The sequence below is a fragment of the Chelatococcus sp. XZ-Ab1 genome (genome assembly GCF_029309855.1).
GTDB classification, from domain to species: domain Bacteria; phylum Pseudomonadota; class Alphaproteobacteria; order Rhizobiales; family Beijerinckiaceae; genus Chelatococcus_A; species Chelatococcus_A sambhunathii.
Genome location: NZ_JARKII010000001.1, coordinates 585066 through 608951, shown reverse-complemented (window position 1 = coordinate 608951; position 23886 = coordinate 585066). Strand labels below are relative to the sequence as shown.

Annotated in this window: 20 protein-coding genes; 9 read left to right on the top strand and 11 right to left on the bottom strand. The window is 68.5% G+C overall.

The window, feature by feature from the left end:
• Positions 1 to 35 precede the first annotated feature (35 nt).
• Positions 36 to 764 (bottom strand): cytochrome c biogenesis protein CcdA, encoded by a 729-nt coding sequence (locus P2T65_RS02915; protein ID WP_055457337.1) that lies wholly within the window; start codon positions 762 to 764, stop codon positions 36 to 38.
• A gap of 96 nt (positions 765 to 860) precedes the next feature.
• On the opposite strand from P2T65_RS02915, the gene P2T65_RS02910 reads away from it, so the two are divergent.
• Entirely contained in the window at positions 861 to 1886 is a 1026-nt protein-coding gene (locus P2T65_RS02910; protein WP_055457338.1) for a P1 family peptidase, read from the top strand.
• Here the strand turns inward: P2T65_RS02910 and P2T65_RS02905 are convergent.
• A complete protein-coding gene (locus P2T65_RS02905; protein ID WP_276199155.1) occupies positions 1859 to 3106 on the bottom strand; it encodes an FAD-dependent oxidoreductase in 1248 nt (415 codons plus the stop codon). The genes P2T65_RS02910 and P2T65_RS02905 overlap by 28 nt on opposite strands.
• Positions 3107 to 3303: 197 nt before the next feature.
• Here P2T65_RS02905 and P2T65_RS02900 point away from each other — a divergent pair, with 197 nt between their 5' ends.
• Entirely contained in the window at positions 3304 to 4272 is a 969-nt protein-coding gene (locus tag P2T65_RS02900) for a sodium:proton symporter (RefSeq protein ID WP_276199154.1), read from the top strand.
• Between the two features lie 5 nt (positions 4273 to 4277).
• On the opposite strand, the gene P2T65_RS02895 is transcribed toward P2T65_RS02900, so the two are convergent.
• On the bottom strand, positions 4278 to 5549 hold the full coding sequence (locus P2T65_RS02895) for a glycosyltransferase (protein WP_055457341.1): 1272 nt from the start codon (positions 5547 to 5549) through the stop codon (positions 4278 to 4280).
• A 223-nt stretch (positions 5550 to 5772) separates the two neighbouring features.
• Here P2T65_RS02895 and rpe point away from each other — a divergent pair, with 223 nt between their 5' ends.
• The 3 genes from rpe (at position 5773) to P2T65_RS02880 (ending at position 8452) form a co-directional block, all read left to right on the top strand.
• Complete coding sequence (gene rpe, locus P2T65_RS02890; RefSeq protein ID WP_276199153.1) at positions 5773 to 6456, top strand: ribulose-phosphate 3-epimerase; 684 nt, start codon at positions 5773 to 5775, stop codon at positions 6454 to 6456.
• Positions 6457 to 6484: 28 nt separating this feature from the next.
• The gene (purB, locus tag P2T65_RS02885; protein ID WP_276199152.1) at positions 6485 to 7792 is read left to right on the top strand and encodes an adenylosuccinate lyase; all 1308 of its coding nucleotides are present in this window, start codon (positions 6485 to 6487) and stop codon (positions 7790 to 7792) included.
• 108 nt (positions 7793 to 7900) lie between these two features.
• Entirely contained in the window at positions 7901 to 8452 is a 552-nt protein-coding gene (locus tag P2T65_RS02880) for an alpha/beta hydrolase (RefSeq protein ID WP_055457344.1), read from the top strand.
• 131 nt (positions 8453 to 8583) lie between these two features.
• Here the strand turns inward: P2T65_RS02880 and rpsD are convergent, their stop codons facing one another.
• The 3 genes from rpsD to P2T65_RS02865 all read right to left on the bottom strand — a co-directional run bounded on the left by rpsD (position 8584) and on the right by P2T65_RS02865 (position 11318).
• Positions 8584 to 9201: a 30S ribosomal protein S4 gene (gene rpsD, locus P2T65_RS02875; RefSeq protein ID WP_055457345.1), complete on the bottom strand. Its 618-nt coding sequence runs from the start codon at positions 9199 to 9201 to the stop codon at positions 8584 to 8586.
• A gap of 191 nt (positions 9202 to 9392) precedes the next feature.
• Complete coding sequence (gene murI, locus P2T65_RS02870) at positions 9393 to 10262, bottom strand: glutamate racemase (RefSeq protein WP_055457346.1); 870 nt, start codon at positions 10260 to 10262, stop codon at positions 9393 to 9395.
• Between the two features lie 267 nt (positions 10263 to 10529).
• A complete protein-coding gene (locus P2T65_RS02865; protein ID WP_055457347.1) occupies positions 10530 to 11318 on the bottom strand; it encodes an RNA methyltransferase in 789 nt (262 codons plus the stop codon).
• Positions 11319 to 11517: 199 nt separating this feature from the next.
• Between P2T65_RS02865 and P2T65_RS02860 the strand changes: the two genes are divergently transcribed.
• Complete coding sequence (locus tag P2T65_RS02860) at positions 11518 to 12732, top strand: NADP-dependent isocitrate dehydrogenase (RefSeq protein ID WP_055457348.1); 1215 nt, start codon at positions 11518 to 11520, stop codon at positions 12730 to 12732.
• Positions 12733 to 13074: 342 nt separating this feature from the next.
• Positions 13075 to 13548, top strand: coding sequence for a GFA family protein (locus tag P2T65_RS02855; protein WP_063189306.1), 474 nt, complete (start codon positions 13075 to 13077; stop codon positions 13546 to 13548).
• Positions 13549 to 13555: 7 nt separating this feature from the next.
• On the opposite strand, the gene alaS is transcribed toward P2T65_RS02855, so the two are convergent.
• From alaS to P2T65_RS02840, 3 genes are all read right to left on the bottom strand, one after another.
• Positions 13556 to 16216 (bottom strand): alanine--tRNA ligase, encoded by a 2661-nt coding sequence (alaS, locus tag P2T65_RS02850; protein ID WP_276199151.1) that lies wholly within the window; start codon positions 16214 to 16216, stop codon positions 13556 to 13558.
• A 347-nt stretch (positions 16217 to 16563) separates the two neighbouring features.
• Positions 16564 to 17649 (bottom strand): recombinase RecA, encoded by a 1086-nt coding sequence (recA, locus tag P2T65_RS02845; RefSeq protein WP_055457350.1) that lies wholly within the window; start codon positions 17647 to 17649, stop codon positions 16564 to 16566.
• A 134-nt stretch (positions 17650 to 17783) separates the two neighbouring features.
• Positions 17784 to 20279 carry a response regulator gene (locus P2T65_RS02840; protein WP_055457351.1) on the bottom strand — a complete coding sequence of 832 codons (2496 nt, stop codon included), beginning with the start codon at positions 20277 to 20279 and terminating at the stop codon, positions 17784 to 17786.
• A gap of 364 nt (positions 20280 to 20643) precedes the next feature.
• Here P2T65_RS02840 and P2T65_RS02835 point away from each other — a divergent pair, with 364 nt between their 5' ends.
• Positions 20644 to 22128, top strand: a complete 1485-nt coding sequence (locus P2T65_RS02835) for a hypothetical protein (RefSeq protein ID WP_276199150.1) — start codon at positions 20644 to 20646, stop codon at positions 22126 to 22128.
• Positions 22129 to 22205: 77 nt separating this feature from the next.
• On the opposite strand, the gene P2T65_RS02830 is transcribed toward P2T65_RS02835, so the two are convergent.
• On the bottom strand, positions 22206 to 22847 hold the full coding sequence (locus P2T65_RS02830; RefSeq protein ID WP_276199149.1) for a glutathione S-transferase N-terminal domain-containing protein: 642 nt from the start codon (positions 22845 to 22847) through the stop codon (positions 22206 to 22208).
• An 83-nt stretch (positions 22848 to 22930) separates the two neighbouring features.
• Here P2T65_RS02830 and P2T65_RS02825 point away from each other — a divergent pair, with 83 nt between their 5' ends.
• Positions 22931 to 23362, top strand: coding sequence for a helix-turn-helix domain-containing protein (locus P2T65_RS02825; RefSeq protein ID WP_276199148.1), 432 nt, complete (start codon positions 22931 to 22933; stop codon positions 23360 to 23362).
• Between the two features lie 41 nt (positions 23363 to 23403).
• On the opposite strand, the gene dksA is transcribed toward P2T65_RS02825, so the two are convergent.
• The gene (dksA, locus tag P2T65_RS02820) at positions 23404 to 23823 is read right to left on the bottom strand and encodes an RNA polymerase-binding protein DksA (RefSeq protein WP_026015273.1); all 420 of its coding nucleotides are present in this window, start codon (positions 23821 to 23823) and stop codon (positions 23404 to 23406) included.
• Positions 23824 to 23886: the final 63 nt, after the last annotated feature.

The following is a 23886-nucleotide window of genomic DNA, read 5'->3' as shown; positions in this document are numbered from 1 at the left end:
CCGTTTTACCCACCCGTTTCCTGCGGGGCCGTTGCTCAGCCGAGCGCCCCCAGCGCCGGGAATGTCTCCAGCAGCCAGAAGGACACGTCCGTCAGCGCGCCGGTGAGGAAGGCGATGCCGGTCAGCACGAGCAAACCGCCCATCACCTTCTCGACGAGGTGGAACTTCGAGCGCATGCCGCGCAGGAGCGCAACGAACGGCTTCATGGCGAGCGCCGCGAGGAGGAAGGGAATGCCGAGCCCGGCCGAATAGGCGGCGAGCAGGAAGGCGCCGCGCCCGACGCTCTCCTCCGAGCCGGCGACGGCGAGGATCGCGGCGAGGATGGGACCGATGCACGGCGTCCAGCCGAAGGCAAAGGCGAGCCCCATGACGTAAGCGCCGCCGATGCCGGCCGGCTTGGCAACATCGAGCCGTGCCTCCCGGTAGAGGAAGGACAGGCGGAAGACGCCAAGGAAGTGCAGACCCATGACGATGATGGCGATGCCGGCCACGGTGCCGAGGACGTCGACATAGCGGCGCAGCAGCTGGCCGAAGACCGAGGCCGTCGCGCCCAGCATGACGAAGACCGTTGCGAAGCCGAGCACGAAGAAGAAGGCGGCGAACAGGGCCTTGCGGCTAACGCGCGGCTCCCGCCGCTCCGTCAGTTGGTCGAGCGTCGTGCCCGCGAGATAGCACAGGTAAGGCGGCACCAGTGGCAGCACGCAGGGGCTGAGAAAGCTGACGAGCCCGGCTAGAACCGCGGCGGAGGTAGAGACGTCGGTCATGGCGCTGCTCTTAGCCGCAGCGCCGGTCCGGCGAAAGGCGGTGAAATGCCGCCTCGCCCCCTTGTGATACGTCACCCTTCACGGCAACCATCGGGCATGAGCACCTCGCGCAATCTCATCACCGACGTTCCCGGCCTCCGCATCGGCAATGCCCACGATGCGGCGGCGGCGACGGGTGTCACGGTCGCCATTTTCGACAGGCCGGCGACGGCGAGTCTCGCCATCATGGGCGGCGCGCCGGGCACGCGCGAGAGCGCGCTGTTGGAGCCGGAGATGACGGTGGCGGCGGTGGACGCCATCGTCCTGTCCGGCGGGTCGGCCTACGGGCTCGATGCGGCCGGCGGCGTCATGCAGGCGCTTGCGGCACAGGGCCGCGGCTTCGCCATCCGGGACGTGCGCGTGCCGATCGTACCGCAGGCGATTCTCTTCGATCTCCTCAATGGCGCCGACAAGCCCTGGGCGCGCGGCGAGGGTGAGCCGCCCCATCGCGCCCTCGCCATGGCGGCTGTCGCTGCGTCCGGGGAAGATTTTCCGCTCGGGACGGTGGGGGCCGGCTATGGCGCGACGACGGTCAACCTGAAAGGCGGGCTGGGCTCGGCGAGCGCCGTCACCCGCACCGGCCATACCGTCGGCGCCGTCGTCGCCGTCAATGCCGTCGGCTCGGCGACCGTTGGCGACGGGCCGCACTTCTGGGCTGCGCCCTATGAGGAAGGCGGCGAATTCGGCAACTGCGGCCTGCCGGCCGTTTTCGACCGTCAGGCACTCGCTCCGCGCTACAAGGGCGGCCCGGGTCAAAACACGACGATAGCCCTTGTCGCCACCGACGCCGTCCTCGACAAGGCCATGGCCAAGCGCCTCGCCATGGTCGCCCACGACGGCATGGGCCGCGCCCTGCGCCCGGCCCATGCGCCGCTCGACGGGGACCTCGTCTTCGCCGCGGCGACGGGCCGCAAGCCGCTGCCGGAAGACGACATCTATGCCTTCGCCGATCTCGGCGCCGTCGCGGCCGATTGCCTTGCCCGCGCCATCGCCCGCGGCGTCTACGAGGCGACGGCGCTCCCCCTGCCCGGCGCCCTGCCGGCCTGGCGCGACCTCTATCGGCCGAAGCGCCCGACGGCATAGGGCGCGGGGTCGGTCAGCGGTGCCTCCCCGGTCATCATCTGCGCCAGGAGATGGCCGGTGACGGGGCCGAGCGTGAAGCCGTGGTGATTGTGGCCGAAGGCGAACCACAGCCCCTTATGGCGCGGTGCCTCGCCGATGACGGGGCGCATGTCCGGCAGGCACGGCCGCGCGCCGATCCACGGCTCGGGATCCACCCGCTCACCGAGGGGGAAGACGCGACGCGCCTCGGGCTCCACCTGGGCGAGCTGCACCGGGCTCGGCGCCGCGTCGCGGTCGGCGAACTCGGCCCCCGTGGTGAGGCGGATGCCGCGCGTCATCGGCACGATGAGGTAGCCGCCCGAGACATCGTAGAGCGGGTGGTTGAGCACCGCATTGCCCGCGGGCCGGTAGTGCATGTGGTAGCCGCGCTTGACCGCGAGCGGGATGCGGTACCCCAGGGGGCGGAAGATCTCGCCCGACCACGGGCCGAGCGCCACGACCACCTCGCGCGCCGTGACAGGCCCCTCTTCCGCTGCCACCGTCCAGCCGCTGCCGGAGGCGACGAGAGAACGGGCGTCGCCGCGCAGGAAGCGCCCGCCGCGCTTTTCGAAGAGCTCGGCATAGGCCCGCGTGACGGCGCCCGGGTCCGGCACGCTGGCGGGATCGAGCCAGTGCAGCCCGCCGGCGAAGTCGCCGGTGAGGTGCGGCTCCTTGGCGCGCAGCTCCGCGCCGCTGAGCACCTCGAGCTTGAGGCCGTAGAGCGCGGCGCTCGCCCGCGCCTCTTCCTCCGCCAGCTGGAATTCGGCCTTGTCGCGGAAGCCCTTGATCCAACCGATCCGCCGCAGCATCGGCAGGATGTCGGCTTCGCGCATCAGCGCCTCGTGCTCGGCGACGCAGCGCTCGATCAGCGGTAGCATCGCCCTGGCCGCGACAGCATGGCGCCGGGGCGAGGAGTGCCACCAGTATTGCGCCAGCCAGGGCGCCACCTTGGGCAGGAAGGCGAGATGGTAGTGCGCCTCCGCCGAGCGGTTGAGGCCGTAACGGAAGAGCGAGGCGAGATCGCGCGGAAAGCCGTAGGGCACGACGCTGGCGCGCTCGATGAGCCCGGCGTTGCCGTGGCTCGTCTCCTCCCCCGCCCCGCGCCTGTCGAGAAGCACGACCGACCGTCCGCGCGCCTGCAGATGCAACGCCGCCGAAACTCCGATGATACCCGCTCCGAGCACGACGACGTCCGTTTGCATGCATTTGACCTTCTTGCTGATGCCGAACCCAGGAGCGCATTCTGGGATGGCGGCCCGTCCCGGACAACGCCGGCGTCCGCATGGCGAAAGCACGACGCCTGCCATCGGCGCAAGAGGCCGGACGCTTCTTCATGAGGGATGCGGACCGGGAGCATATGAATAGCGGCCGGGGAAACACGGAAGGAAGGGCCAAGGACGTGCATACCATTCTCCTCAAGCCCCTGGCGCTCATCGGCCGCCAGGGCACCAAGGCCCTCGCCGCTTCCATCTTCATCGGCCTCGCGCTGCCTCAGTTCGCCAGCCTCGCCCGGCCGCTGATCGGCACCTGCGTCTTCTTCTTCCTGGTCTTCACCTTCCTGCGCGCCGATTTCGGCGCCATTCGCGCCCTCCTGCGGCAGCCGGGGCGCATCCTTCTCGCCTGGTTCTGGATCGTCGCCTCACTGCCGATCGCCCTCGGCGGCATCGTCCTCGCCCTCGGGCACGACCTCGTCGGCCCGGAACTCGCCCTCGGCCTTGCCCTGATGGCGGCTGCCCCGCCGATCCTCTCGGCGCCCGCCGTGGCGACGCTGCTCGGCTTCGATGCCTCCTTCCTCGTCACTGTCCTTGTCGCCAGCATGGTGACGACGCCGCTGACCGCACCCCTCGTGGCGGATGTGATCGCGGGGGCCGCCGTTCCGATCGATACGTCCGTCCTCGCCCTGCGCCTGGCCCTGCTGCTGGGCGGGGCTGCCGTGCTCGCCCAAGTGCTGCGCTGGCTCCTCGGCCTCGCGCGGATCGCGCGCGAGCGCGCCGCGCTCGACGGCCTCAACGTCGTCTTCTTCTTCATCTTCGCCGTCGGAGCCATGGACGGGGTGGCCGACGCGATGGTCGCCAACCCGGTCACAGTCGTCACCGATGCGCTGATCGTCTTCGTGGTGGCCTTCGCCGGCATCGCGGCCGGCCTTCTCGTGCTGGCGGCACGCTTCGGCGCCCGCGAGGCCTTCGTCATCGGCTATGCCACTGGCCACCGCAACATGGGGCTTCTCGTCGCCGCCATGGCGGGCGCGGTGCCGGACGGCACCTGGCTCTATTTCGCCATGGCCCAGTTCCCCATCTACCTCATGCCTCTCGTGCTGGAGCCGCTCGCCCGCCGCATGCTGCGCACGCCCTTGCCCGCCCGGCGCTGAAGCGCTCAGACGATGGCCGCCTCCGGCATGCGCGCACTCTCACTGACAGAGGCACCGCCGTTCGGCCGCGGCCGTCCCCCGGCGGCGACCGCCTCGATCAGCCGGACGTAGCGGGCACACAGTTCGCGCCGGTCATAGCGCTCCAGCATCAGCGCACGTGCCCGGCGGCGGATATCTTCGAAACGCTCCGGCGCCGCGATGACCTCCAGCAGCCGCTCCGCAAGGCGCCGCGGCTCGAAGAAGGGCACGAGCAGCCCCGTCCGGCCATCGTCGACGACCTCCCGCACCGGCTCCGTATCCGAGCCGACGATGAGCGCGCCCGTCGCCATCGCCTCCATCATCGACCAGGAAAGCACGAAGGGCGCGGTGAGATAGACATGCGCCGCCGATACGCGCAGCACCTGCCGCAGCACGGCGAGCGGCTGGCGGCCGAGAAAGTGCAGGCGCCCAAGGTCGGGCCTGAAGGTCTCCAGCGCCCATTGCTTGTAGGAGGCCTTGTCCCTCGGACCGTAGGCGATGCGGTCCTCGCCGATGACGACCGCATGGACGCCGGCGTGCATCCTCTGGAGCAGCGACACCGCCTCGATGAACTGGGGAAAGCCGCGATAGGGCTCCATGCCCCGCGCGATATAGGTGACGAGCGGATCGCCGTGCCGGAAGACGTGACTGCCGACGGTGAAGGTCTCGCGCGCGTCGGGCGAGAAATAGTCGGTGTCGACTCCGTCGTGGAGAACCGACATCCGCCCATGGAAGACGCCGGGAAACTGCGACTTCTGATACTGTGTCGGCGATTGCCCCCAGTCCATCGCCGCAAGGTCCTGCAGGATGACGCTGTTCTTCATCCGGATGCGCAGCTCGACATTCGGATCCTTGGCCCTTCGATCGAAGAAAGAGGCATCGGAGCCGTAGGCGCGGTAGTACCACTCGAGATACGGCATGTAGCGCGCATCGGGCCACAGGTCCTTCAGGAAGAGCCCGTCGCCGAAGCCGCTATGGGCCAGCATCAGGTCCGGCCGCCAGCCCTTCGCCCGCGTCGGCGCGAGCGCCTTGTAGACCGCCTGGCCGCGGATGACGGCCTCTTCGGTGTAGCGCAGGGCGGGATGCACCTTCTCGCTGGCGCTCCGATGCGGCTCGTAGTCTATGCGCCGCACGGGTGACGGCTGGCGGTTGCCGGCCCGCGACACGGCGAGGATGTCGATGCCCTTCCGGCCCGCGAGATGCCTGATGATACGCGCATATTGTCCGGGAAAATTATTGTGTAAAAATAATAATCGCATTAATAAAATATCCGATCTTCTTATTGAATGGCGAAACATGAACGTTCAATATTTAAGATCATGACGCCTGATGCCCATCGGCAGCCGGTTGCACGACGTGCATACAGTCGGGCGACCCTGGCGCAGCTTCCCTTGGCGCCCAGCCGTTGCCCCGCCCCGCCCTCCGTGCTAGGCGGCACGCGCGGGGCCTTCGCCCCTGCAGCATCTTCAAGCGGACGGTCCCATGCAGCGCGCCCTCGCCATCGCCCCCTCAATCCTCGCGGCCGATTTCGCCCGTTTCGGCGAGGAGGTGCGCGCCATCGACTCCAGCGGGGCCGACTGGGTGCATGTGGATGTGATGGACGGGCATTTCGTCCCCAACATCTCCTTCGGGCCGCAGGTGGTGCGCGCCATCCGCCCGCACACGAAGAAGGTGCTCGACGTGCACCTGATGATCGCGCCGGCCGACCCCTATCTCGCCGAATTCGCGGCCGCGGGCGCCGACATCATCACCGTCCACGCCGAGGCCGGGCCGCATCTGCACCGCTCGCTGCAGGCCATCCGCGCGCTCGGCAAGAAGGCGGGCGTGTCGCTCAATCCGGCGACACCCGAAAGCGCCATCGACTACGTGCTCGACCTCGTCGACCTCGTGCTCGTCATGAGCGTCAATCCCGGCTTCGGCGGGCAAGCCTTCATCCCCTCGGCGCTGGACAAGGTGGCGCGCATCAAGGCGATGATCGGCGACCGCCCCATCGACCTCGAGGTCGACGGCGGCGTCACCGCCGACAACGCCGGCGCGCTGGCAAAGGCCGGGGCGAACGCCCTCGTGGCCGGCTCGGCCGTCTTCAAGGGCGGCGAGAGCGCCTATGCCGACAACATCGCCGCCATCCGCAGCGCCGCCGAGCGGGCGCGCGGCGAACTCGTCTGATTTTCAACCGTTCAGCCAGGAGGCGAGGATGATCCCGCGCTACAGCCGCCCCGAGATGACCGCCATCTGGTCGCCTGAGACGAAATTCCGCATCTGGTTCGAGATCGAGGCCCATGCGACGACTGCGCTGGCCGAGCTCGGCGTGGTGCCGAAGGAGGCCGCCGCGATCGTCTGGGAGAAGGGCTCCAAAGCCGTCTTCGACGTGGCGCGCATCGACGAGATCGAACGCGAGGTGAAGCACGACGTCATCGCCTTCCTGACGCATCTTGCCGAGATCGTCGGTCCCGAGGCGCGCTTCGTGCACCAGGGCATGACCTCGTCCGACGTGCTCGATACCTGCTTCAACGTGCAATTGGTGCGTGCGACCGACCTCCTCCTCGCCGACATGGATGGGCTCCTCGCCGCCATCCGGCGCCGCGCCTTCGAGCACAAGATGACGCCGACCATCGGCCGCTCGCACGGCATCCACGCCGAGCCGGTGACCTTCGGCCTCAAGCTCGCCCAGGCCTATGCCGAATTCGACCGCTGCCGCGCGCGCCTTCTTGCCGCCCGCAGGGAGGTGGCGACCTGCGCCATCTCCGGCGCCGTCGGCACCTTCGCCAACATCGATCCGCGCGTGGAAGAATACGTCGCCGAAAAGCTCGGCCTCGCCGTCGAGCCCGTCTCGACCCAGGTCATCCCGCGTGACCGGCACGCCATGTATTTCGCCACCCTCGGCGTCGTCGCTTCCTCCATCGAGCGCCTGGCGACCGAGGTCCGCCATTTGCAGCGCAGCGAGGTCTACGAGGCGGAGGAATTCTTCTCCGAGGGTCAGAAGGGCTCCTCGGCCATGCCGCACAAGCGCAACCCCGTGCTCACCGAGAACCTCACCGGCCTCGCCCGCATGGTGCGCGCCTATGCCATGCCCGCCATGGAAAACGTGGCGCTGTGGCACGAGCGCGACATCTCCCACTCCTCCGTCGAGCGCATGATCGGCCCCGACGCCACGGTGACGCTGGACTTCGCGCTCGCGCGCCTCACCGGCGTCGTCGACAAGCTGCTCGTCTATCCCGAGAACATGCAGAAGAACCTCGACCGGCTCGGCGGCCTCGTCCATTCCCAGCGCGTGCTCTTGGCCCTTACCCAGAAGGGTGTCAGCCGCGAGGACGCCTACCGCCTCGTGCAGCGCAACGCCATGCCCGTCTGGCGCGGCGAGGGCGACTTCCTCTCTCTGCTCAAGGCCGACCCCGAGGTGAACAAGCACCTCTCCGACGCCGAGCTCGAGGAAAAGTTCGACCTCGGCTACCATCTCAAGCACGTCGACACCATCTTCCGCCGGGTGTTCGGAGAGGCGTGACCTCTCCACGCCGGCCATGGCCGGCCTTGCCTAAGGCTCCAAGGCACGGATGCCCGCGACAGGCGCGGGCATGGCGCCGGGCGAATATGGGACAGTAACGGAACCGCCATGCGCACGTCCGACTGCGACATCCTCATCGTGCCCGGCTGGTCCGGCTCGGGGCCGGACCACTGGCAGACCCGCTGGGAGGAGAAGCTCTCCACGGCCCGCCGGGTGGTGCAGGACGACTGGTACCGCATCGACCGGCCGGAGTGGGAAGCCCGCCTCGTCGCGGAGGTTGATGCCGCGCGACGCCCGGTCGTCCTCGTCGCGCACAGCGCCGGCGTGCCGCTGATCGCCCATGCGGCGCCGAACCTGCCCGACGGAAAGGTACGCGCGGCCTTCCTCGTGGCGACGCCGAGCGAGCGCGCCATCCGCGCCATTCCCGGCACGGACGCCGCCTTCACGCCCTTCCCGCGCGAGCCCCTGCCCTTCCCGTCCGTGCTCGTCGCCAGCCGCACGGATCAATACTGCCCCTATGACGAAGCCGCCGATCTCGCCCTCGCCTGGGGCTCGGCGCTGGTCGACGCCGGCGATGCCGGCCACCTCAATTCGGCCAGCGGCCACGGGCCCTGGCCGGAGGGGCTGATGCGTTTTGCGGGGATGCTGAAGCGGCTCTGAGCCGCTTCAGCCCAGCGCCCGGCACGAATTGGCGCGGCGCAGAGCCGGGAACCAGAAAATCGCCGGGCCAACCGCCAACAAAAAAGGCCGCATCGCTGCGGCCTTTTCGTCTCGATCGGTTCCGGAACCGGTCAGCGCGAGTAGAACTCGACGACCAGGTTCGGCTCCATCTGCACCGCATAGGGCACGTCCGACAGGGTCGGCACGCGCACGTAGGTGGCCTTCATCTTGGCGTGGTCGGCGTCGATGTAGTCCGGCACGTCACGCTCGCCGAGGGCCACCGCCTCGAGCACGATGGCGAGCTGCTTCGAGCTCTCCTTGACCTCGATGACGTCGCCCGGCTTGACGAGGTAGCTCGGAATGTTGACGCGACGGCCGTTCACGCGCACGTGGCCGTGGTTGACGAACTGGCGGGCGGCGAAGACCGTCGGCACGAACTTGGCGCGGTAGACGACGGCGTCCAGGCGGCGCTCGAGAAGGCCGATGAGGTTCTCGCCCGAGTCACCACGCAGGCGGATGGCCTCCTGGTAGTAGCGGCGGAACTGCTTCTCGGAAATGTTGCCGTAGTAGCCCTTGAGCTTCTGCTTGGCGCGCAGCTGGGTGCCGAAGTCCGACAGCTTGCCCTTGCGGCGCTGGCCGTGCTGGCCCGGGCCATATTCGCGGCGGTTCACGGGGCTCTTCGGGCGACCCCAGATGTTCTGGCCCATACGGCGATCGATCTTGTACTTCGCCGAAATTCTCTTTGACATCGCGTGTCCTCTAGAACGGAACAACAGTGAGGAACGCGCCCTCCTCTCCCTTGCGGGCGACAGGGCCGGACATTGCCGGTCCGCGGGTGCGCACGAAATACGAACGCGGGCCTTGCGAGCCCGCGAGCGATGGGGGTCCTTACGCGACAAGTAGGCGGTTTGTCAATCGGCTCAGCATCGCGCAGCGGCGTTCAGGCCATGGCGAAGGCGAGCGCCCCGGTGTCGATGCGCGTGAAGCCGCGCGCGGCGAGCGCCGCCTTCAGCGTGTCACCCGCGCCCGTGCCGGTGAAGACGGCGCGCGCCTCCTCCTCCCCCTCATGGCCGAGGAGCGGCGCGCCGATGAGCTCGACCATGCGCCGCGCGATCGCCGGGGCGGGGTCGAGGAAGCTGACCGGCCACGGCGCCAGCCTTTCGAGGCGCGGCAGCAGCAGCGGATAATGCGTGCAGGCGAGGACGACGGTGTCCGTCCGCCGCCCGTCCGCCGCCTCGCGGAAGCAGGGGGCGATCTCCGCCATGATCTCGGCATCGCTCGCGGGCGCGCCGGCCAGCTCCGCCTCCGCGATGGCCGCGAGCCGCGTCGAGCCGACGAGTTCCACCGCGCAGTCCCCGGCATAGGCCCGCACCAGGTCCTGCGTATAGTCCCGCGCCACGGTGCCCGGCGTCGCGAGCACGCTCACCATGCGGCTCGCCGACCGCGCCGCCGCCGGCTTGATGGCGGGCACCGTGCCGACGATGGGGATGGAAAAGCGCGCCCTCAGGTGCGGCAGCACGAGCGTCGAGGCCGTGTTGCAGGCGATGACCACGATCTCCGGCGCATGGGCGGCGACGAGTGCCTCCATCACGGCAAGGACGCGCATCACGAGCGCAGCCTCCGACAGCCGGCCATAGGGAAAGGCCGCATCATCCGCGGCATAGACGAAGCGCGCGTCCGGCCGCGCCTTGACGAGTTCGGCATAGACCGTCAGGCCGCCGAGGCCCGAATCGAAGACGAGGATGGTCGGCACGTGCGGCGGCATGACGGCGGGGTGATAGACCGTTCCGGCGAGAAGGTCGATACGCATGGCACTGCGGCTCGCTTGATCCGAACGGCAATGAAGCGGCCGGGCGGGTTAACGGAGGGTTGAGAACGCCCCTTCCGCCGTCATGCCCGCGCTTGTCGCGGGCATCCACGCCTTTGGGAAAGGGAAGGAGAAGGCCTGGATGGCTGCGGCAACGCGCATGCGCGCTGCGTTTCCTTGACGTGTTGCAAGTCAGGCGAGCCGATTGGCGGTGACGAGCCCGGCCATAACGCGGAATCGTTGACCTTCACTGCCCGACTATCCGTCAGATCACTTCTCTTCCTCCCCCGCCCGGCCCTTGCGCGGCAGGTTTCGCCCACCGCGTCGCCCCTGCACCAGAGCGACGACGGCGCCGCGCAGGGTGCGCACGTCCTGATCGGTCATCGTGAGCCGGTGGAAGATGTTGCGCAGGTTGCGCACCATGATCGAGCGCTTCTCCGGCGGCATGAAGAAGCCGGCCGCATCAAGCTCACCCTCTAGATAGTCGAAGAAGGACAGCACGGCCTCGCGCGTCGCCGGCACCGGCCGCTCGCCTACGGAGAAGGGCAGGCTCCCGCCGCTCGCCTTGAACCACTCGTAACCGACGAGCAGCACCGCCTGGGCGAGGTTGAGCGAGGCATGGGCCGGGTTGACCGGAAAGGTGATGATCGCGTCGGCGAGCGCGACGGCGTCATTGTCGAGCCCGGTGCGCTCGCGGCCGAAGAGCACGCCGACACCGGCGCCGGCGGCGGCATGTGCAACCGTTTCGGCCATGGCTCCGTCGGCGCCGAAGACGCGCTTCTGCTGCCCGCGCTCGCGCGCGGTGGTGGCGAAGACGACATTGAGATCGGCGATTGCCTCCTCCACGGAGCCGAACACCCGGGCAGCCGAAAGCACATGAAGCGCCCCAGCCGAAGCGGCCTCCGCCTTCTCGTTCGGCCAGCCGTCCCGCGGGTTGACGATGCGCATCTCGGCGAGCCCGAAATTCGCCATCGCCCGCGCGGCCATGCCGATGTTCTCGCCCAGCTGCGGCTCGACCAGGATGATGACGGGGCCGCGCGCGGCTGCACTCTCGGACATGAACTCGTTCTCCTTGACCCGGGGTTTTAGCCGCCGCGGCGCCTGCCGCAAGGGGCCGCGGGACGGGAGCGGCGCCACTGATGCGAAAGCCGGCCTTCAAACTGCAGCCGTTGCGATGTATCACGCAGGCGCCGGCGCGTGCATCGCACGGACGCGCGCCGAGGCCCCACTACGCTTCAACCCGTGCGAGGTGAGACACATGGGCAAGATCAAGGTTGCCAACCCGGTCGTCGAGCTCGACGGCGACGAGATGACCCGGATCATCTGGCAGTACATCAAGGACAAGCTGATCCACCCCTATCTCGACATCGACCTGAAATACTACGACCTCGGCGTCGAGCATCGCGACGCGACCAACGACCAGGTAACGATCGAGGCGGCCGAGGCCATCAAGAAGTACGGCGTCGGCGTCAAATGCGCCACGATCACGCCCGACGAGGCGCGCGTGAAGGAATTCGGCCTCAAGGAGATGTGGAAGTCGCCCAACGGCACCATCCGCAACATCCTCGGCGGCGTCATCTTCCGCGAGCCCATCATCTGCAAGAACGTGCCGCGCCTCGTGCCGGGCTGGACGCAGCCGATCATCGTCGGCCGCCACGCCTTCGGCGACCAGTACCGCGCCACGGACTTCAAGGTGCCCGGCAAGGGCCGCCTCACCATCAAGTTCGAGGGCGAGGACGGCTCGGTCATCGAGAAGGAGGTCTTCAAGTTCCCGGGCGCCGGCGTCGCCATGGCGATGTACAACCTGGATGAATCGATCCGCGACTTCGCCCGCGCCTCGATGAACTACGGTCTCGCCCGCAAATTCCCGGTCTACCTCTCCACCAAGAACACGATCCTCAAGGCCTATGACGGGCGCTTCAAAGACCTGTTCCAGGAGGTGTACGAGAACGAGTTCAAGGCCAAGTTCGACGCCGCCGGCATCCACTACGAGCACCGCCTCATCGACGACATGGTCGCCTCGGCGCTCAAGTGGTCGGGCGGCTATGTCTGGGCCTGCAAGAACTATGACGGCGACGTGCAGTCCGACACCGTGGCCCAGGGCTTCGGCTCGCTCGGCCTGATGACCTCGGTGCTGATGACGCCGGACGGCCAGACCGTCGAGGCCGAGGCCGCCCACGGCACGGTGACGCGCCACTACCGCGAGCACCAGAAGGGCAAGGAGACCTCGACCAACTCGATCGCCTCCATCTTCGCCTGGACGCGCGGCCTCGCCCACCGGGCCAAGCTCGACGACAACGCCGAGCTCAAGCGCTTCGCCGACACGCTCGAGAAGGTCTGCATCGACACGGTCGAATCGGGCTTCATGACGAAGGACCTCGCCCTCCTCGTCGGCGCCGACCAGAAGTGGCTGTCGACCACCGGCTTCCTCGACAAGATCGATGAGAACCTGAAGAAGGCGATGGCCGCCTGACCGCATCCGCCTTTTTCACATGCAATGACGCCCGGGCTCGCCGCCCGGGCGTTTTGCTTTGGACCACTGCCGAACCTTGGGGCCCGGACCCCTGTCTTTTCCGCGTCATGCCCCCGCTTGTCGCGAGCATCCACGCCGCGACACCCGCACCAGGTCGAAAGACGGCATGCGGGTAGGCCCGCTTCTGACGCACAGGCAGACTGTGTGTCAGGATGGCCCGATCGGGATGGCGGCGCTGCAGCCGGGATCACCGCCATCGATCACGCGATGGACGGGATCATCACGGCCGGTTTTCGGCTTCGGCTCAGCGATGGCACATTTGCACGACAGAAGGAGGAAGTGATGGCCGACGAACGCAGACATGTCGCGAGCGGTGGCTGCCAGTGCGGCGCCGTGCGCTACGCCGTCTATGGCGAACCATTCGGGCCCAGCATCTGCTGGTGCCGCATGTGCCAGAAGGCGACCGGCGGCCTATTCGGCGCCTTCGTCGCCGTGAACGACGACGACCTCGTCTGGACGCGCGGCGAGCCGTCGCGCTTCCGGTCTTCCGAGGCTGCCGAGCGCGGCTTCTGCTCCGCCTGTGGCACGCCCCTCTTCTACCGCTACCGTGGCGGCCATCGCTATGCGATGACCGCCGGCAGCTTCGACGAGCCGACGCGCTGGCCGCCCGAGCGGCAGCTCGTGCCCGAGAACCGCCCAGCCTTCGCGGCCGAGTTGGTGCGGCTGGAAGAAGTGCCGACGAACTCCTGGCAGAACGACCCTGAGGCCTTCGCCTCGCGCCAGCACCCGGACCGCGACACCGAGCGCTGGCCGTAGAGCGCGTTCAGGCTCCGGCCACCATCGTCTCGATCGCCGCGAGCGCGTCGGCCGCCTTGGTGCCGTCCGGCCCGCCGGCCTGGGCGAGATCGCGCCGGCCCCCGCCGCCCTTGCCGCCGAGCCGCTCGGAGGCGGCACGCACGAGAGCCACCGAATCGAAGCGCTGCGTGAGATCCTCCGTCACGCCGACGACGACGCCGGCCTTGCCTTCGTCATCGACGCTGACAATCGCGACGATGCCGGAGCCGACGCGCTTCTTGCCCTCGTCCGCGAGCGCCTTGAGGTCCTTCATGGCGACGCCCGAGACCGAGCGCGCGAAGAGCTTCACGCCGGCCACCTCCTTGACGGCAGCGGCATCTCCGTCGCCCGAGCCGCCGCCCATGGCGAGCTTGCGGCGTGTCTCGGCAAGGTCCCGCTCGAGCTTGCGGCGCTCCTCGACGAGAGCCTCGAGCCGCGCCGCGGCCTCCGCCGGAGGCACCTTGAGGATGGCCGCAAGATCGCGCAGGCGCCGGCTCTCCGCCGCGAGGTGGCGGCGGGCCGCCTCGCCGGTCATCGCCTCGATGCGCCGCACGCCGGCAGCCACCGCGCCCTCCGAGACGACCGTGACGAGACCAATGTCACCGGTCCGCGCCGCGTGGGTACCTCCGCAAAGCTCGATGGAGAAGGTCTTGCCACCCTCCTCCGGCCGCGTGCCCATGGAGACGACCCGCACCTCGTCACCGTATTTCTCACCGAAGAGTGCCCGCGCGCCCGAGGCGATCGCCTCGTCGACGGCCATCAGATGCGTCACCACCGGCTCGTTCTGCAGCACGACGCGGTTGGCGATGGCCTCGATCGCCTCCAGTTCATCCTCGGCAATGGGCTTCGGGTGGCTGAAGTCGAACCTCAGGCGATCCGGCGCGACAAGCGAACCCTTCTGCGCCACATGGTCGCCCAGTACCTCGCGCAGGGCCTCGTGCAGGAGGTGGGTCGCGGAATGGTTGGCACGGATAGCGCTGCGTCGGCCATGGTCGACGGCGAGTTCGACCGCCTGCCCCACCGAGAGCGTGCCGGCCTCGACCTTCGCCGCATGGACGAAGAGATCGCCAAGCTTCTTCTGCGTATCGCGCACGGTGACGGAGGTACCGGGGGCGCGGATGACGCCGCTGTCGCCCACCTGGCCGCCGGATTCCCCATAGAACGGGGTCTGGTTGAGGATGACGAAACCTTCTTCGCCCGCCCCGAGATTCGCGACCTCGGCACCGTTGCGCACGATGGCAACGACCACGCCCTCCGCCGTCTCGGTGTCGTAGCCGAGAAACTCGGTGGCGCCGACCTTCTCGCGCAGCCCGAACCACACCGCCTCGGTGGCCGCTTCGCCGGAGCCGGCCCATGAGGCGCGCGCGAGCTCACGCTGGCGCTCCATCGCCTTGGAAAAGCCGTCCGTGTCGACGCCGATGCCGCGCGCCCGCAGCGCGTCCTGCGTCAGGTCGAGCGGGAAGCCGTAGGTGTCGTAAAGCGTGAAGGCCGTCTCGCCGGGCAGCTTCGCGCCGGCCGTGAGCCCGCGCGTCTCCTCGTCGAGGATGGCGAGGCCCCGCGCCAAGGTCTTGCGGAAGCGCGTCTCCTCGAGCTTCAGCGTCTCGGTGATGAGCGCCTCGGCCCGCACGAGCTCGGGATAGGCCTGCCCCATCTCGCGCACCAGGGCCGGCACGAGCCGCCACATCAGCGGTTCGCGCGCGCCGAGCAACTGGGCATGGCGCATGGCGCGCCGCATGATGCGGCGCAGGACGTAGCCGCGCCCTTCGTTGGAGGGCAGCACGCCGTCGGCGACGAGGAAGGCCGAAGCGCGCAGGTGGTCGGCGATGACGCGATGACTCGCCTTCTGTGCCCCGTCGGGATCGACGCCGGTCGCGTTCGCCACGGCCATGATGAGCGCGCGCATCAGGTCCGTGGCATAGTTGTCGTGCGTGCCCTGCAGCACGGCAGAGAAGCGCTCCAGCCCCATGCCAGTATCGATCGACGGGCGCGGCAGCGCGATGCGCTCGCCGGGCGCGAGCTGCTCGTACTGCATGAAGACGAGATTCCAGATCTCGATGAAGCGGTCGCCGTCTTCGTCCGGGCTGCCGGGCGGACCGCCCGGAATGTGGTCGCCGTGGTCGTAGAAGATTTCCGAGCACGGGCCGCATGGACCCGTGTCGCCCATCTGCCAGAAATTGTCCGAGGTCGGAATGCGGATGATCTTGGATTCGGGTAGGCCAGCGATCTTGCGCCATAGGCCGAAGGCTTCGTCGTCCTCGGCGAAGACCGTGACGAGGAGCTTGTCGACCGGCAGGCCGAACTCCTTCGTCACGAGGTTCCAGGCGAGTTCGATCGCGCGATCCTTGAAATAGTCGCCGAACGAGAAATTGCCGAGCATCTCGAAGAAGGTGTGGTGCCGCGCCGTATAGCCGACATTGTCGAGGTCGTTGTGCTTGCCGCCGGCGCGCACGCATTTCTGCGAGGTCGTGGCGCGCGCATAGGGCCGCTTCTCCGAGCCGGTGAAGACGTTCTTGAACTGCACCATGCCGGCGTTGGTGAACATCAACGTCGGGTCGTTGCGCGGCACCAGCGGGCTCGACGGCACGATCTCGTGGCCATTCTTTGCGAAATAGTCGAGAAACGTTGTTCTGATCTCGTTGACGCCGCTCATAGAGCCCACACTTCGTTCGATATGCGGCGCATGGCCGCCGGTTCCGGCTCGCCCGTTCCCGCGGTTGCGGGGGTCCGGCCGAGCCCCTCCCTCACCCGTTCAGCCGGATGCGGGAACAGGAGCCGCAGCCGGAAAATGGGAACTCAGCGCTGTTTTCTAGAGAGGGGCCAACCTCTTGTCGAGAGGATGAATCCGTTGCGGCAGAGGAAGTCGGCCCGGCCAGGGGCGGTTCCGCGGGCCCCAGGATGGCAAGGCTGCCCATGAAGACAGGCCGCCAGACAGGACCACATGGAAACGGGGCCGCGCGGGCCCCGTCTTCATTCGACCTTGCGATGGCCGCCTCCGGCTCAGGCCTCGCCCTCGTCGAGATCATCGGCCGTCGGGTCGACATGCTCGAGGATACGTTCGGCGAGGAGGCCGGCATTCTGCCGGATGGCCGCCTCGATGCGCGCCGACACGTCGGGATTGTCGCGCAGGAACTGCTTGGCGTTTTCGCGTCCCTGACCAAGGCGCTGGCTGTCGTAGGAGAACCAGGAACCGGACTTCTCCACGATGCCCGCCTTGACGCCGAGGTCGATGAGCTCACCCATCTTCGACACGCCCTCGCCGTACATGATGTCGAACTCGACCTGCTTGAACGGCGGCGCCACCTTGTTCTTCACCACCTTCACGCGCGTCGTGTTGCCGATCACCTCGTCGCGGTCCTTGATGGAGCCGACGCGGCGGATGTCGAGGCGCACCGAGGCATAGAACTTGAGCGCATTGCCGCCGGTCGTCGTCTCCGGGCTGCCGTACATCACGCCGATCTTCATGCGGATCTGGTTGATGAAGATCACCATGCAGTTCGAGCGCGAGATCGATGCCGTGAGCTTGCGCAGTGCCTGGCTCATGAGCCGCGCCTGCATGCCGGGCTGCATATCGCCCATCTCGCCCTCGATCTCGGCCCGCGGCGTGAGCGCGGCCACCGAATCGACCACCAGCACGTCGATGGCGCCGGAGCGCACCAGCGTGTCGGCGATCTCGAGCGCCTGCTCGCCCGTGTCTGGCTGGGAGATGAGCAGGTCGTCGAGCTTGACGCCCAGCTTGCGGGCATAGACGGGGTCGAGCGCATGTTCGGCGTCGATGAAGCCGCAGACGCCGCCCTTCTTCTGCGCCTCGGCGACGGTATGTAGGGCGAGCGTCGTCTTGCCCGACGATTCCGGCCCGTAGATCTCGATCACCCGGCCGCGCGGCAGGCCGCCGACGCCGAGGGCGATATCGAGCCCGAGCGAGCCGGTCGAGACCGTCTCGATCTCGATCGCCTTGTCGTTCTGCCCGAGACGCATGATCGAGCCTTTGCCGAAGGCGCGCTCGATCTGTGACAGCGCGGCATCGAGGGCTTTCGCCTTGTCCATGGAACTACCTTCTACGAGTCGCAATGTGGGCTGAGACATGAATGCTCGTCCTTATGCACGGGAAGCGAAGGATTCTCAATGCGCGCCGCAGTCAATGTACCTGTTTTGTTCCCGTTCACAAGTTCTTTTTTTGTTCGCACCGCGCGCGCCGGGCTCCCGGCCCGGCGACGCCGTCATTTCAGCTGCGTCTTGACCGCCTCGACGAGCTGCTTGAGGCTGAAGGGTTTCGGCAGGAAGGTGAACTGCTCGCCCTCGGGCAGGTTCTTCTTGAAGGCGTCCTCCGCATAGCCCGACACGAAGATGATCTTGAGGCTCGGAAAGCGCTCGCGCAGCGCACGCAGCAGGGTCGGCCCGTCCATCTCTGGCATCACCACGTCCGAGACGACGAGGTCGACCGGCTGGTCGAGTCCCTCGACGATGGCCATCGCCTCCGTGCCGGAGCTTGCCTCGAGCACGGTGTAGCCGCGCGACGTGAGCGCGCGGGCGCCGAAGGCGCGCACCGCCTCCTCGTCCTCGACGAGCAGGATCGTGCCGCGGCCCGTGAGATCGGCCGCGAGCGTCTTCGCTGCCCCAGCCTTGGGCGCCGCCTCCTGCTCCGCGGGCACATGCCGCGGCAGGAAGATGCGGAAGGTGGTGCCTGCGCCAACCGTGCTGTCGCAGAAGATGAAACCGCCGGTCTGCTTGACGATTCCATAGACGGTGGAGAGGCCAAGGCCGGTCCCCTTGCCGACATCCTTGGTCGTGAAGAAGGGCTCGAAGATCTTGTCGAGCACATGCGGCGGGATGCCGGTGCCCGTATCGGACACCTCGACCAGGACATAGTCGGCCTCGGGCACCGCCTTGTAGCCGTACGCCGCCACCTCCTGCGCCGGCACGTTCTGCGTGCGGATCGACAGCTTGCCGCCGTCCGGCATGGCATCGCGCGCGTTGACGGCGAGGTTGACGATCACCTGTTCGAACTGGTTGACGTCGGCCTTGGTCAGCCACATGTCGCGCCCGTGGCGCAGTTCGAGCTCGATGCGCTCACCGATGAGGCGCTTCAGCAGCAGCGACAGATCGGACAGGCTGTCGGAAAGCTGGATGACCTGCGGACGCAGGGTCTGCCGCCGCGAGAAGGCGAGCAGCTGCCGCACCAGGCTCGCCGCCCGGTTGGCATTCTGCTTGATCTGCATGATGTCCTGGAAGGACGGGTCCGTCGGCCGGTGGTTGGCGAGCAGCAGGTCCGAATAGCCAATGATGGCCTGCAGCACGTTGTTGAAGTCGTGCGCGACGCCGCCGGCGAGCTGGCCCACCGCCTGCATCTTCTGGGCCTGGGCGAACTGCGCCTCGAGCGCCCGCTGCTCCGTCGTCTCGAGCGCGTAGACGATGGCGGCCTCGCCGTCGCCCTCCGCATCCGCCACGCCGCTGACGTAGATGCGGGCCGAGCGGTCCTCGGCGCCCCGGATGGCAACGTCGAGCGGCACGATGTCGCCGCGCCCCTCCCCCGCCGCGGCGAGGGCATTGCCCAGCGCATCCTCATCCCGCTCAGCCACGACGCCGGTGATGGTGCGCTCGCCGGGCGCGCCGAACAGGCGGGCAAAGGCGGCATTGCTGCGCAAGATCTCGCCGCGCCGGCCAACGGCGGCGATCGCCACGGGCGTGTCGTTGAAGAAACGGGCGAAGCGCACTTCGGCGGCGCGCTGGCCCTCGGCCACGTCCTCGCCCGGCGAGCGGTTGAGCACGAGCGTGCGCGAGGCGCCGGGCCGCCCGTCGGCCCCAAAGGCGACGCGGTGGAAGAGCCGCACGGGCAGCGACTGGCCGCCACGCCGGCGCAGGTCGACGTCGATGATCTCCGTGCGCACCTCGCCGGGGCCGCCGGTGACGGCGCCGATCAGGGCCGCCGCGTTCGGCGGCACGACGTCGGCCACGCTGAGGCCGCCGGAGCCAACCTGCGCGAGGTCGTGGTCGAGCCAGCCGGCGAGCGTCGCGTTCATGTAGACGATCTCGCCCGCCGGATCGATGGACAGGAACCCGGCCGGCGCGTGGTCGAGATAGTCGATGGCATGCTGCAGCTCCTGGAAGACGTTTTCCTGGCGCTCACGCTCGCGCGTCACGTCGGCGATGGTCCAGAGCGCGGCCTTGCGCCCGCCGGGGCGGGCGAGCGGGCGCACGCGCACACGGTACCAGGCGGCCTCCGCCCCGTTCAGCGCCGGCGCGAGGCGGATCTCCTCGCCGGCCGCCCGCCCCTCGCGCACCGCCTGCGACAGGCGGTAGATCGCCTCCGACACCTCCGGCGCGCCGGTGAACAGCCGCTCGACCGTGCGCACCTCCGCCGCCGTGCGGCAGCCGCTCAGGGTGAGGAAGGCGCCGTTGGCATAGATCACGCGCCCGTCGCCCTCGACGACGATGAGGCCCTCGGTCGCGGTGTCGGCCATCAGCTTGGTAAGATCGTTGCGCGCGACACGGCCGGCGAACTGCAGGACACCGACGGCAAGGCCGAAGAGGCAGAAGATGCCGGCGACCGCGAGGATCGCCAGGAAGGCGACGATGAAGATCTGTGCCTTCTCGTCCGACAGGAGGCTCAACGACAGCACGGCGGCGACGAGGAGCCCGGCGAGCAGCAGCAGCAGCCCGGCATGGCCGGACCGTTCCGAGCGGTCGAGCGTGGTCGCGGCGGTCGTCTCGCTCATGCCTTTCGGCCTCTCCTCAGGCGATTGGTGCATGACTAATGACAGATTCTCGCGCCTGTCCCGAGACCCAATTGCCGCAAGACATGGATGATCCACGCCGCAGGCATCTGCCTTCTGGCACACCGAGGCGAGCGGCGCGCCATGGCCAGCTCCTGTCCGCCCCCCGCGGGGCGGAAAAAATTGCCGCCCTCATGGTAAACGAACCGTAAATGCCGTTGAAATGACGTATTTCTGAGGCCATTGGCGCTGTTCCGGCATTAACCTTTGCGGCAAAGCGCTTTACGCTGCGCGCCATGTGGGATACTGCCGGAGGGGTCCGGTGGTGGAATGACTTGGGAAACATGCCACGCGCATGTTGTTCGGCATGGAAATCTCGAACGCAGGCCAATATCTCATCGCTTTCGCGATCATCTTCGGCGTGGTGGCGCTGGTGGCGCTCGCCGTTCGGCGGGCCACCGCCGGGCGCAGTCGCGTCGCTGGCTCCTCCTCTCCGCGTGCCCGCCAGCCGCGGCTCGGCATCGTCGACGTCTTCGATCTCGACCGCCAGCGCCAGCTCGTTCTCGTCCGGCGCGACAATGTCGAGCACCTCGTGATGATCGGCGGGCCGACGGACGTGCTGATCGAGGGCAGCATCATCCGCGGCGCGGCGCGCGCGGGTGCGCCGCTGCCAGGCTTCGAGGCGACGGTCGCGCCCGTCATTCCCGGCCTGGAGCCGCAGCCGTCCCTGCGCCCGGCCGCGGTCGAGCCGCGCGACAGTTTCGACGACGATGAACGCGACGAGCCCCGCCAGCCGGCCCACGTTTCGCCTGTTCAGACCCCGGGACCTGCGCCGGCCGCACCGACGGCTCCCGTGATGCCGGTACCCCCGCCTTTCCCGCCGGCGCCTGCCGCGCAGTCCGCCAGACCCGTTCCGCCCCCGATGGCCCCGGCACCGACGACTGCAGCCAGCGCCGGCGCGCCCGCCGCCGCGCGCAGCGAGCCCCCTGCAGAACCGGTCGGGGAGGCTCCTCCTGCACCGGTCAAGCCCGCCGAGGACAACGCTCTATCCTCGATGGCCCGTCAACTCGAGGAGGCTCTGAAACGTCCCTTCTCGGCTGCCCGGCCATCGAGCACCGCCACGGCCCAGCCTGCAACACCAACGCCGCCCCCGGCAGCGCCGCGTCCGGCCGTGCGGGAAGCCGCCGGGCCGCCCCGGCCGCAGGCCCCCGCGACCTCCCAGCAGGCGCCCGCTCCCGACCTTTCCGCCCAACTCGCCGAAGAGCTGGCACGGGAACTGACGAAAGCGGTGCCACCGGCCCGGCCGGAGACCCCAGCCGTTCCGCCCGCGAACACCTTCGGTCCGCGCCCGGCAGCACCGGCTGCAGCGCCGCCGGCTGCGCCGCGCGTCGCCCCGGCCCCGACATCGACCGGCGGACCGGCCAGCGGCGGCATAGCGGCTTCCGCCCGACCGGCCAACGCCTGGTCGATGCGTCGTGAGGACAGGCCCGCCGGCAGCGCACCGCCACCGGCCGCTGCCAAGGCGCCGGGCACGCCGCAGACCTCATCGCAGGTGCCCGTCATGTCTGCGCCCGGCCCGGCCCGTCCGATCTCGCCACCGCCCGAGCCGCCCCGCCAGGAGCCTCCCAGGCCCCCCGAGGCGCGGCCGGACGGGGCGGCTCTTCCCGTGACGAATCCCGGCGAGCCTCTGCCACAGGCGCCGGCGAAGAGCGCCGCGCCGCTCGCGGTGACGCCGGCGGAGCGGCCTGCGCCAAAGCCGGACAGCGACAGGCCCGATCCGTTCTCGGTGGAGAGTATCGAGGCGGAGTTCGCCCGTCTGCTCGGCCGCGGCGAGCCGGCGAAGGACAAGTAGACGGCGCTTATAAGGCGGAATGCGGAACGGCCCGGACGGAAACCCGGGCCGTTTCTTTCCTGCCGGTCCTGCCGCCGTCAGGCGGCGTCGAGCAGCGCCTGGCCCGCCTGTTCTCGGGCGAGGACGCGCTGGACGGACGGCCGCGCCTGCATGCGGGCATGATGGGCGGAGTAGTTCGCGTAGGGCGTCATGTCGAAGCCCATGTAGGTCTTCGCCCAGTGGAAGAAGGGATAGAGATAGGCGTCCACAACCGAGAAGTCGCCGAGCGCCCAGTCGCGGCCCGCGAGCCGGCCGTCGACATCCGCGAGGTTGCCGGCAAGGCGGGTGCGTGCCTTCTCCTTGAGGGCGGCCTGCACCTCTTCCCCGTCGATGAAGCGCTGGGGCGCGAAGAGCGGCCCGTAGCTGCCGTGCAGCTCGCTCGTCAGGAAGCCGAGCCACGAAAGCGCCTGCGCGCGGGCAAAGCCGTCGCGCGGCAGGAGCCCCTTCTCCGGGGCAAGATCGGCGAGGTAGGTGAGGATCGCGACATTCTCCGTCACGATGCCCTCGGCGGTGCTCAGGGCCGGCACCTTGCCGCGCGGATTGATGGCGAGGTAGGCGGGCTCGTACTGCTGGCCCTTGCGCAGAGAGACCGGTCGCGCCTCGAACGGCTGGCCGATTTCCTCGAGGACGATATGGGCCGCGATGGAACAGGCGCCGGGCGCATAGTGAAGGGTGATCATCGGGTTCCTCCAGTTGGGGAAGCCGGTATGGCCCTGCTGATTTCGATATGCAAGAAGGCAGCTTTTCGTGCTATACATACCAGATGGATACTATCGGCCATCGCGGCGCCAGTGCCGCCTTCCTGCGCGAAGATCTCGGCCCCTGCACCTGCCATCGTCGCATCCGCAGCACGCTCGATGTCATCGCCAACAAATGGGCGGTGCCGGTGTTCGTGGAACTGGTGCGGGCGAAGGGCGAGCCGCTGCGCTTCACGCAGCTCGCCCGCGCCATTCCAGGCATCACGCAGAAGGAATTGACGAAACAGCTGCGCGAGATGGAGGCCGCCGGCCTTGTCCTGCGCAAGGTCTATCCGGTCGTGCCGCCCAAGGTGGAGTACACGCTGACGCAACTCGGCTGGTCGCTCGATCCCGTGCTCGACGCGCTCGCCCGCTGGGCGGCGACCTACGGCAATGTTGTCGCCGACAACCAGGCACGCTTCATGGAGCTCAGAAAGGCGGACGGCGCGGCCCCCTGACAGCCCGCGCCGCCGTCGCGATAACAACGCTGCAATGACCGTCAGTCGTCGCGGTAGACGCGCTCGTTGCGCTCGTGCCGCTCCTGCGCCTCGAGCGACAAGGTGGCGATCGGCCGCGCTTCCAGACGCCGCAGGGAGATGGGCTCACCCGTCTCCTCGCAATAGCCGTAGGTGCCGTCCTCGATGCGCTGCAGCGCCGCGTCGATCTTGGCGATCAGCTTGCGCTGCCGGTCGCGCGCCCGAAGCTCGATGGCGCGATCCGTCTCGGACGAGGCACGGTCGGCAATGTCGGGGTGGTTCTCACTCTCGTTCTGCAATGCCGCCAGCGTCTCGCGGCTCTCTCGTAGAATCTCGTCCTTCCAGGCATTGAGCTTCCGGCGGAAATAGTCCCGCTGCCGCTCGTTCATGAAAGGCTCGTCTTCAGATGGCCGGTAGCCTTCCTCGAGTTCGATTTCAGGCATGCGTGGCTTCTGCTCTCATCCCATGACCAGCCCGAGGCATTCCCCGGAGTGGCGCCTATATAG

Coding starts and splice junctions, on each gene's coding strand:
- P2T65_RS02915 (WP_055457337.1), bottom strand. CDS start 764: ATGACCGACGTCTCTACCTCCGCCGCGGTTCTAGCCGGGCTCGTCAGC.
- P2T65_RS02910 (WP_055457338.1), top strand. CDS start 861: ATGAGCACCTCGCGCAATCTCATCACCGACGTTCCCGGCCTCCGCATC.
- P2T65_RS02905 (WP_276199155.1), bottom strand. CDS start 3,106: ATGCAAACGGACGTCGTCGTGCTCGGAGCGGGTATCATCGGAGTTTCG.
- P2T65_RS02895 (WP_055457341.1), bottom strand. CDS start 5,549: ATGCGATTATTATTTTTACACAATAATTTTCCCGGACAATATGCGCGT.
- rpe (WP_276199153.1), top strand. CDS start 5,773: ATGCAGCGCGCCCTCGCCATCGCCCCCTCAATCCTCGCGGCCGATTTC.
- purB (WP_276199152.1), top strand. CDS start 6,485: ATGATCCCGCGCTACAGCCGCCCCGAGATGACCGCCATCTGGTCGCCT.
- P2T65_RS02880 (WP_055457344.1), top strand. CDS start 7,901: ATGCGCACGTCCGACTGCGACATCCTCATCGTGCCCGGCTGGTCCGGC.
- rpsD (WP_055457345.1), bottom strand. CDS start 9,201: ATGTCAAAGAGAATTTCGGCGAAGTACAAGATCGATCGCCGTATGGGC.
- murI (WP_055457346.1), bottom strand. CDS start 10,262: ATGCGTATCGACCTTCTCGCCGGAACGGTCTATCACCCCGCCGTCATG.
- P2T65_RS02865 (WP_055457347.1), bottom strand. CDS start 11,318: ATGTCCGAGAGTGCAGCCGCGCGCGGCCCCGTCATCATCCTGGTCGAG.
- P2T65_RS02860 (WP_055457348.1), top strand. CDS start 11,518: ATGGGCAAGATCAAGGTTGCCAACCCGGTCGTCGAGCTCGACGGCGAC.
- P2T65_RS02855 (WP_063189306.1), top strand. CDS start 13,075: ATGGCCGACGAACGCAGACATGTCGCGAGCGGTGGCTGCCAGTGCGGC.
- alaS (WP_276199151.1), bottom strand. CDS start 16,216: ATGAGCGGCGTCAACGAGATCAGAACAACGTTTCTCGACTATTTCGCA.
- recA (WP_055457350.1), bottom strand. CDS start 17,649: ATGTCTCAGCCCACATTGCGACTCGTAGAAGGTAGTTCCATGGACAAG.
- P2T65_RS02840 (WP_055457351.1), bottom strand. CDS start 20,279: ATGAGCGAGACGACCGCCGCGACCACGCTCGACCGCTCGGAACGGTCC.
- P2T65_RS02835 (WP_276199150.1), top strand. CDS start 20,644: ATGGAAATCTCGAACGCAGGCCAATATCTCATCGCTTTCGCGATCATC.
- P2T65_RS02830 (WP_276199149.1), bottom strand. CDS start 22,847: ATGATCACCCTTCACTATGCGCCCGGCGCCTGTTCCATCGCGGCCCAT.
- P2T65_RS02825 (WP_276199148.1), top strand. CDS start 22,931: ATGGATACTATCGGCCATCGCGGCGCCAGTGCCGCCTTCCTGCGCGAA.
- dksA (WP_026015273.1), bottom strand. CDS start 23,823: ATGCCTGAAATCGAACTCGAGGAAGGCTACCGGCCATCTGAAGACGAG.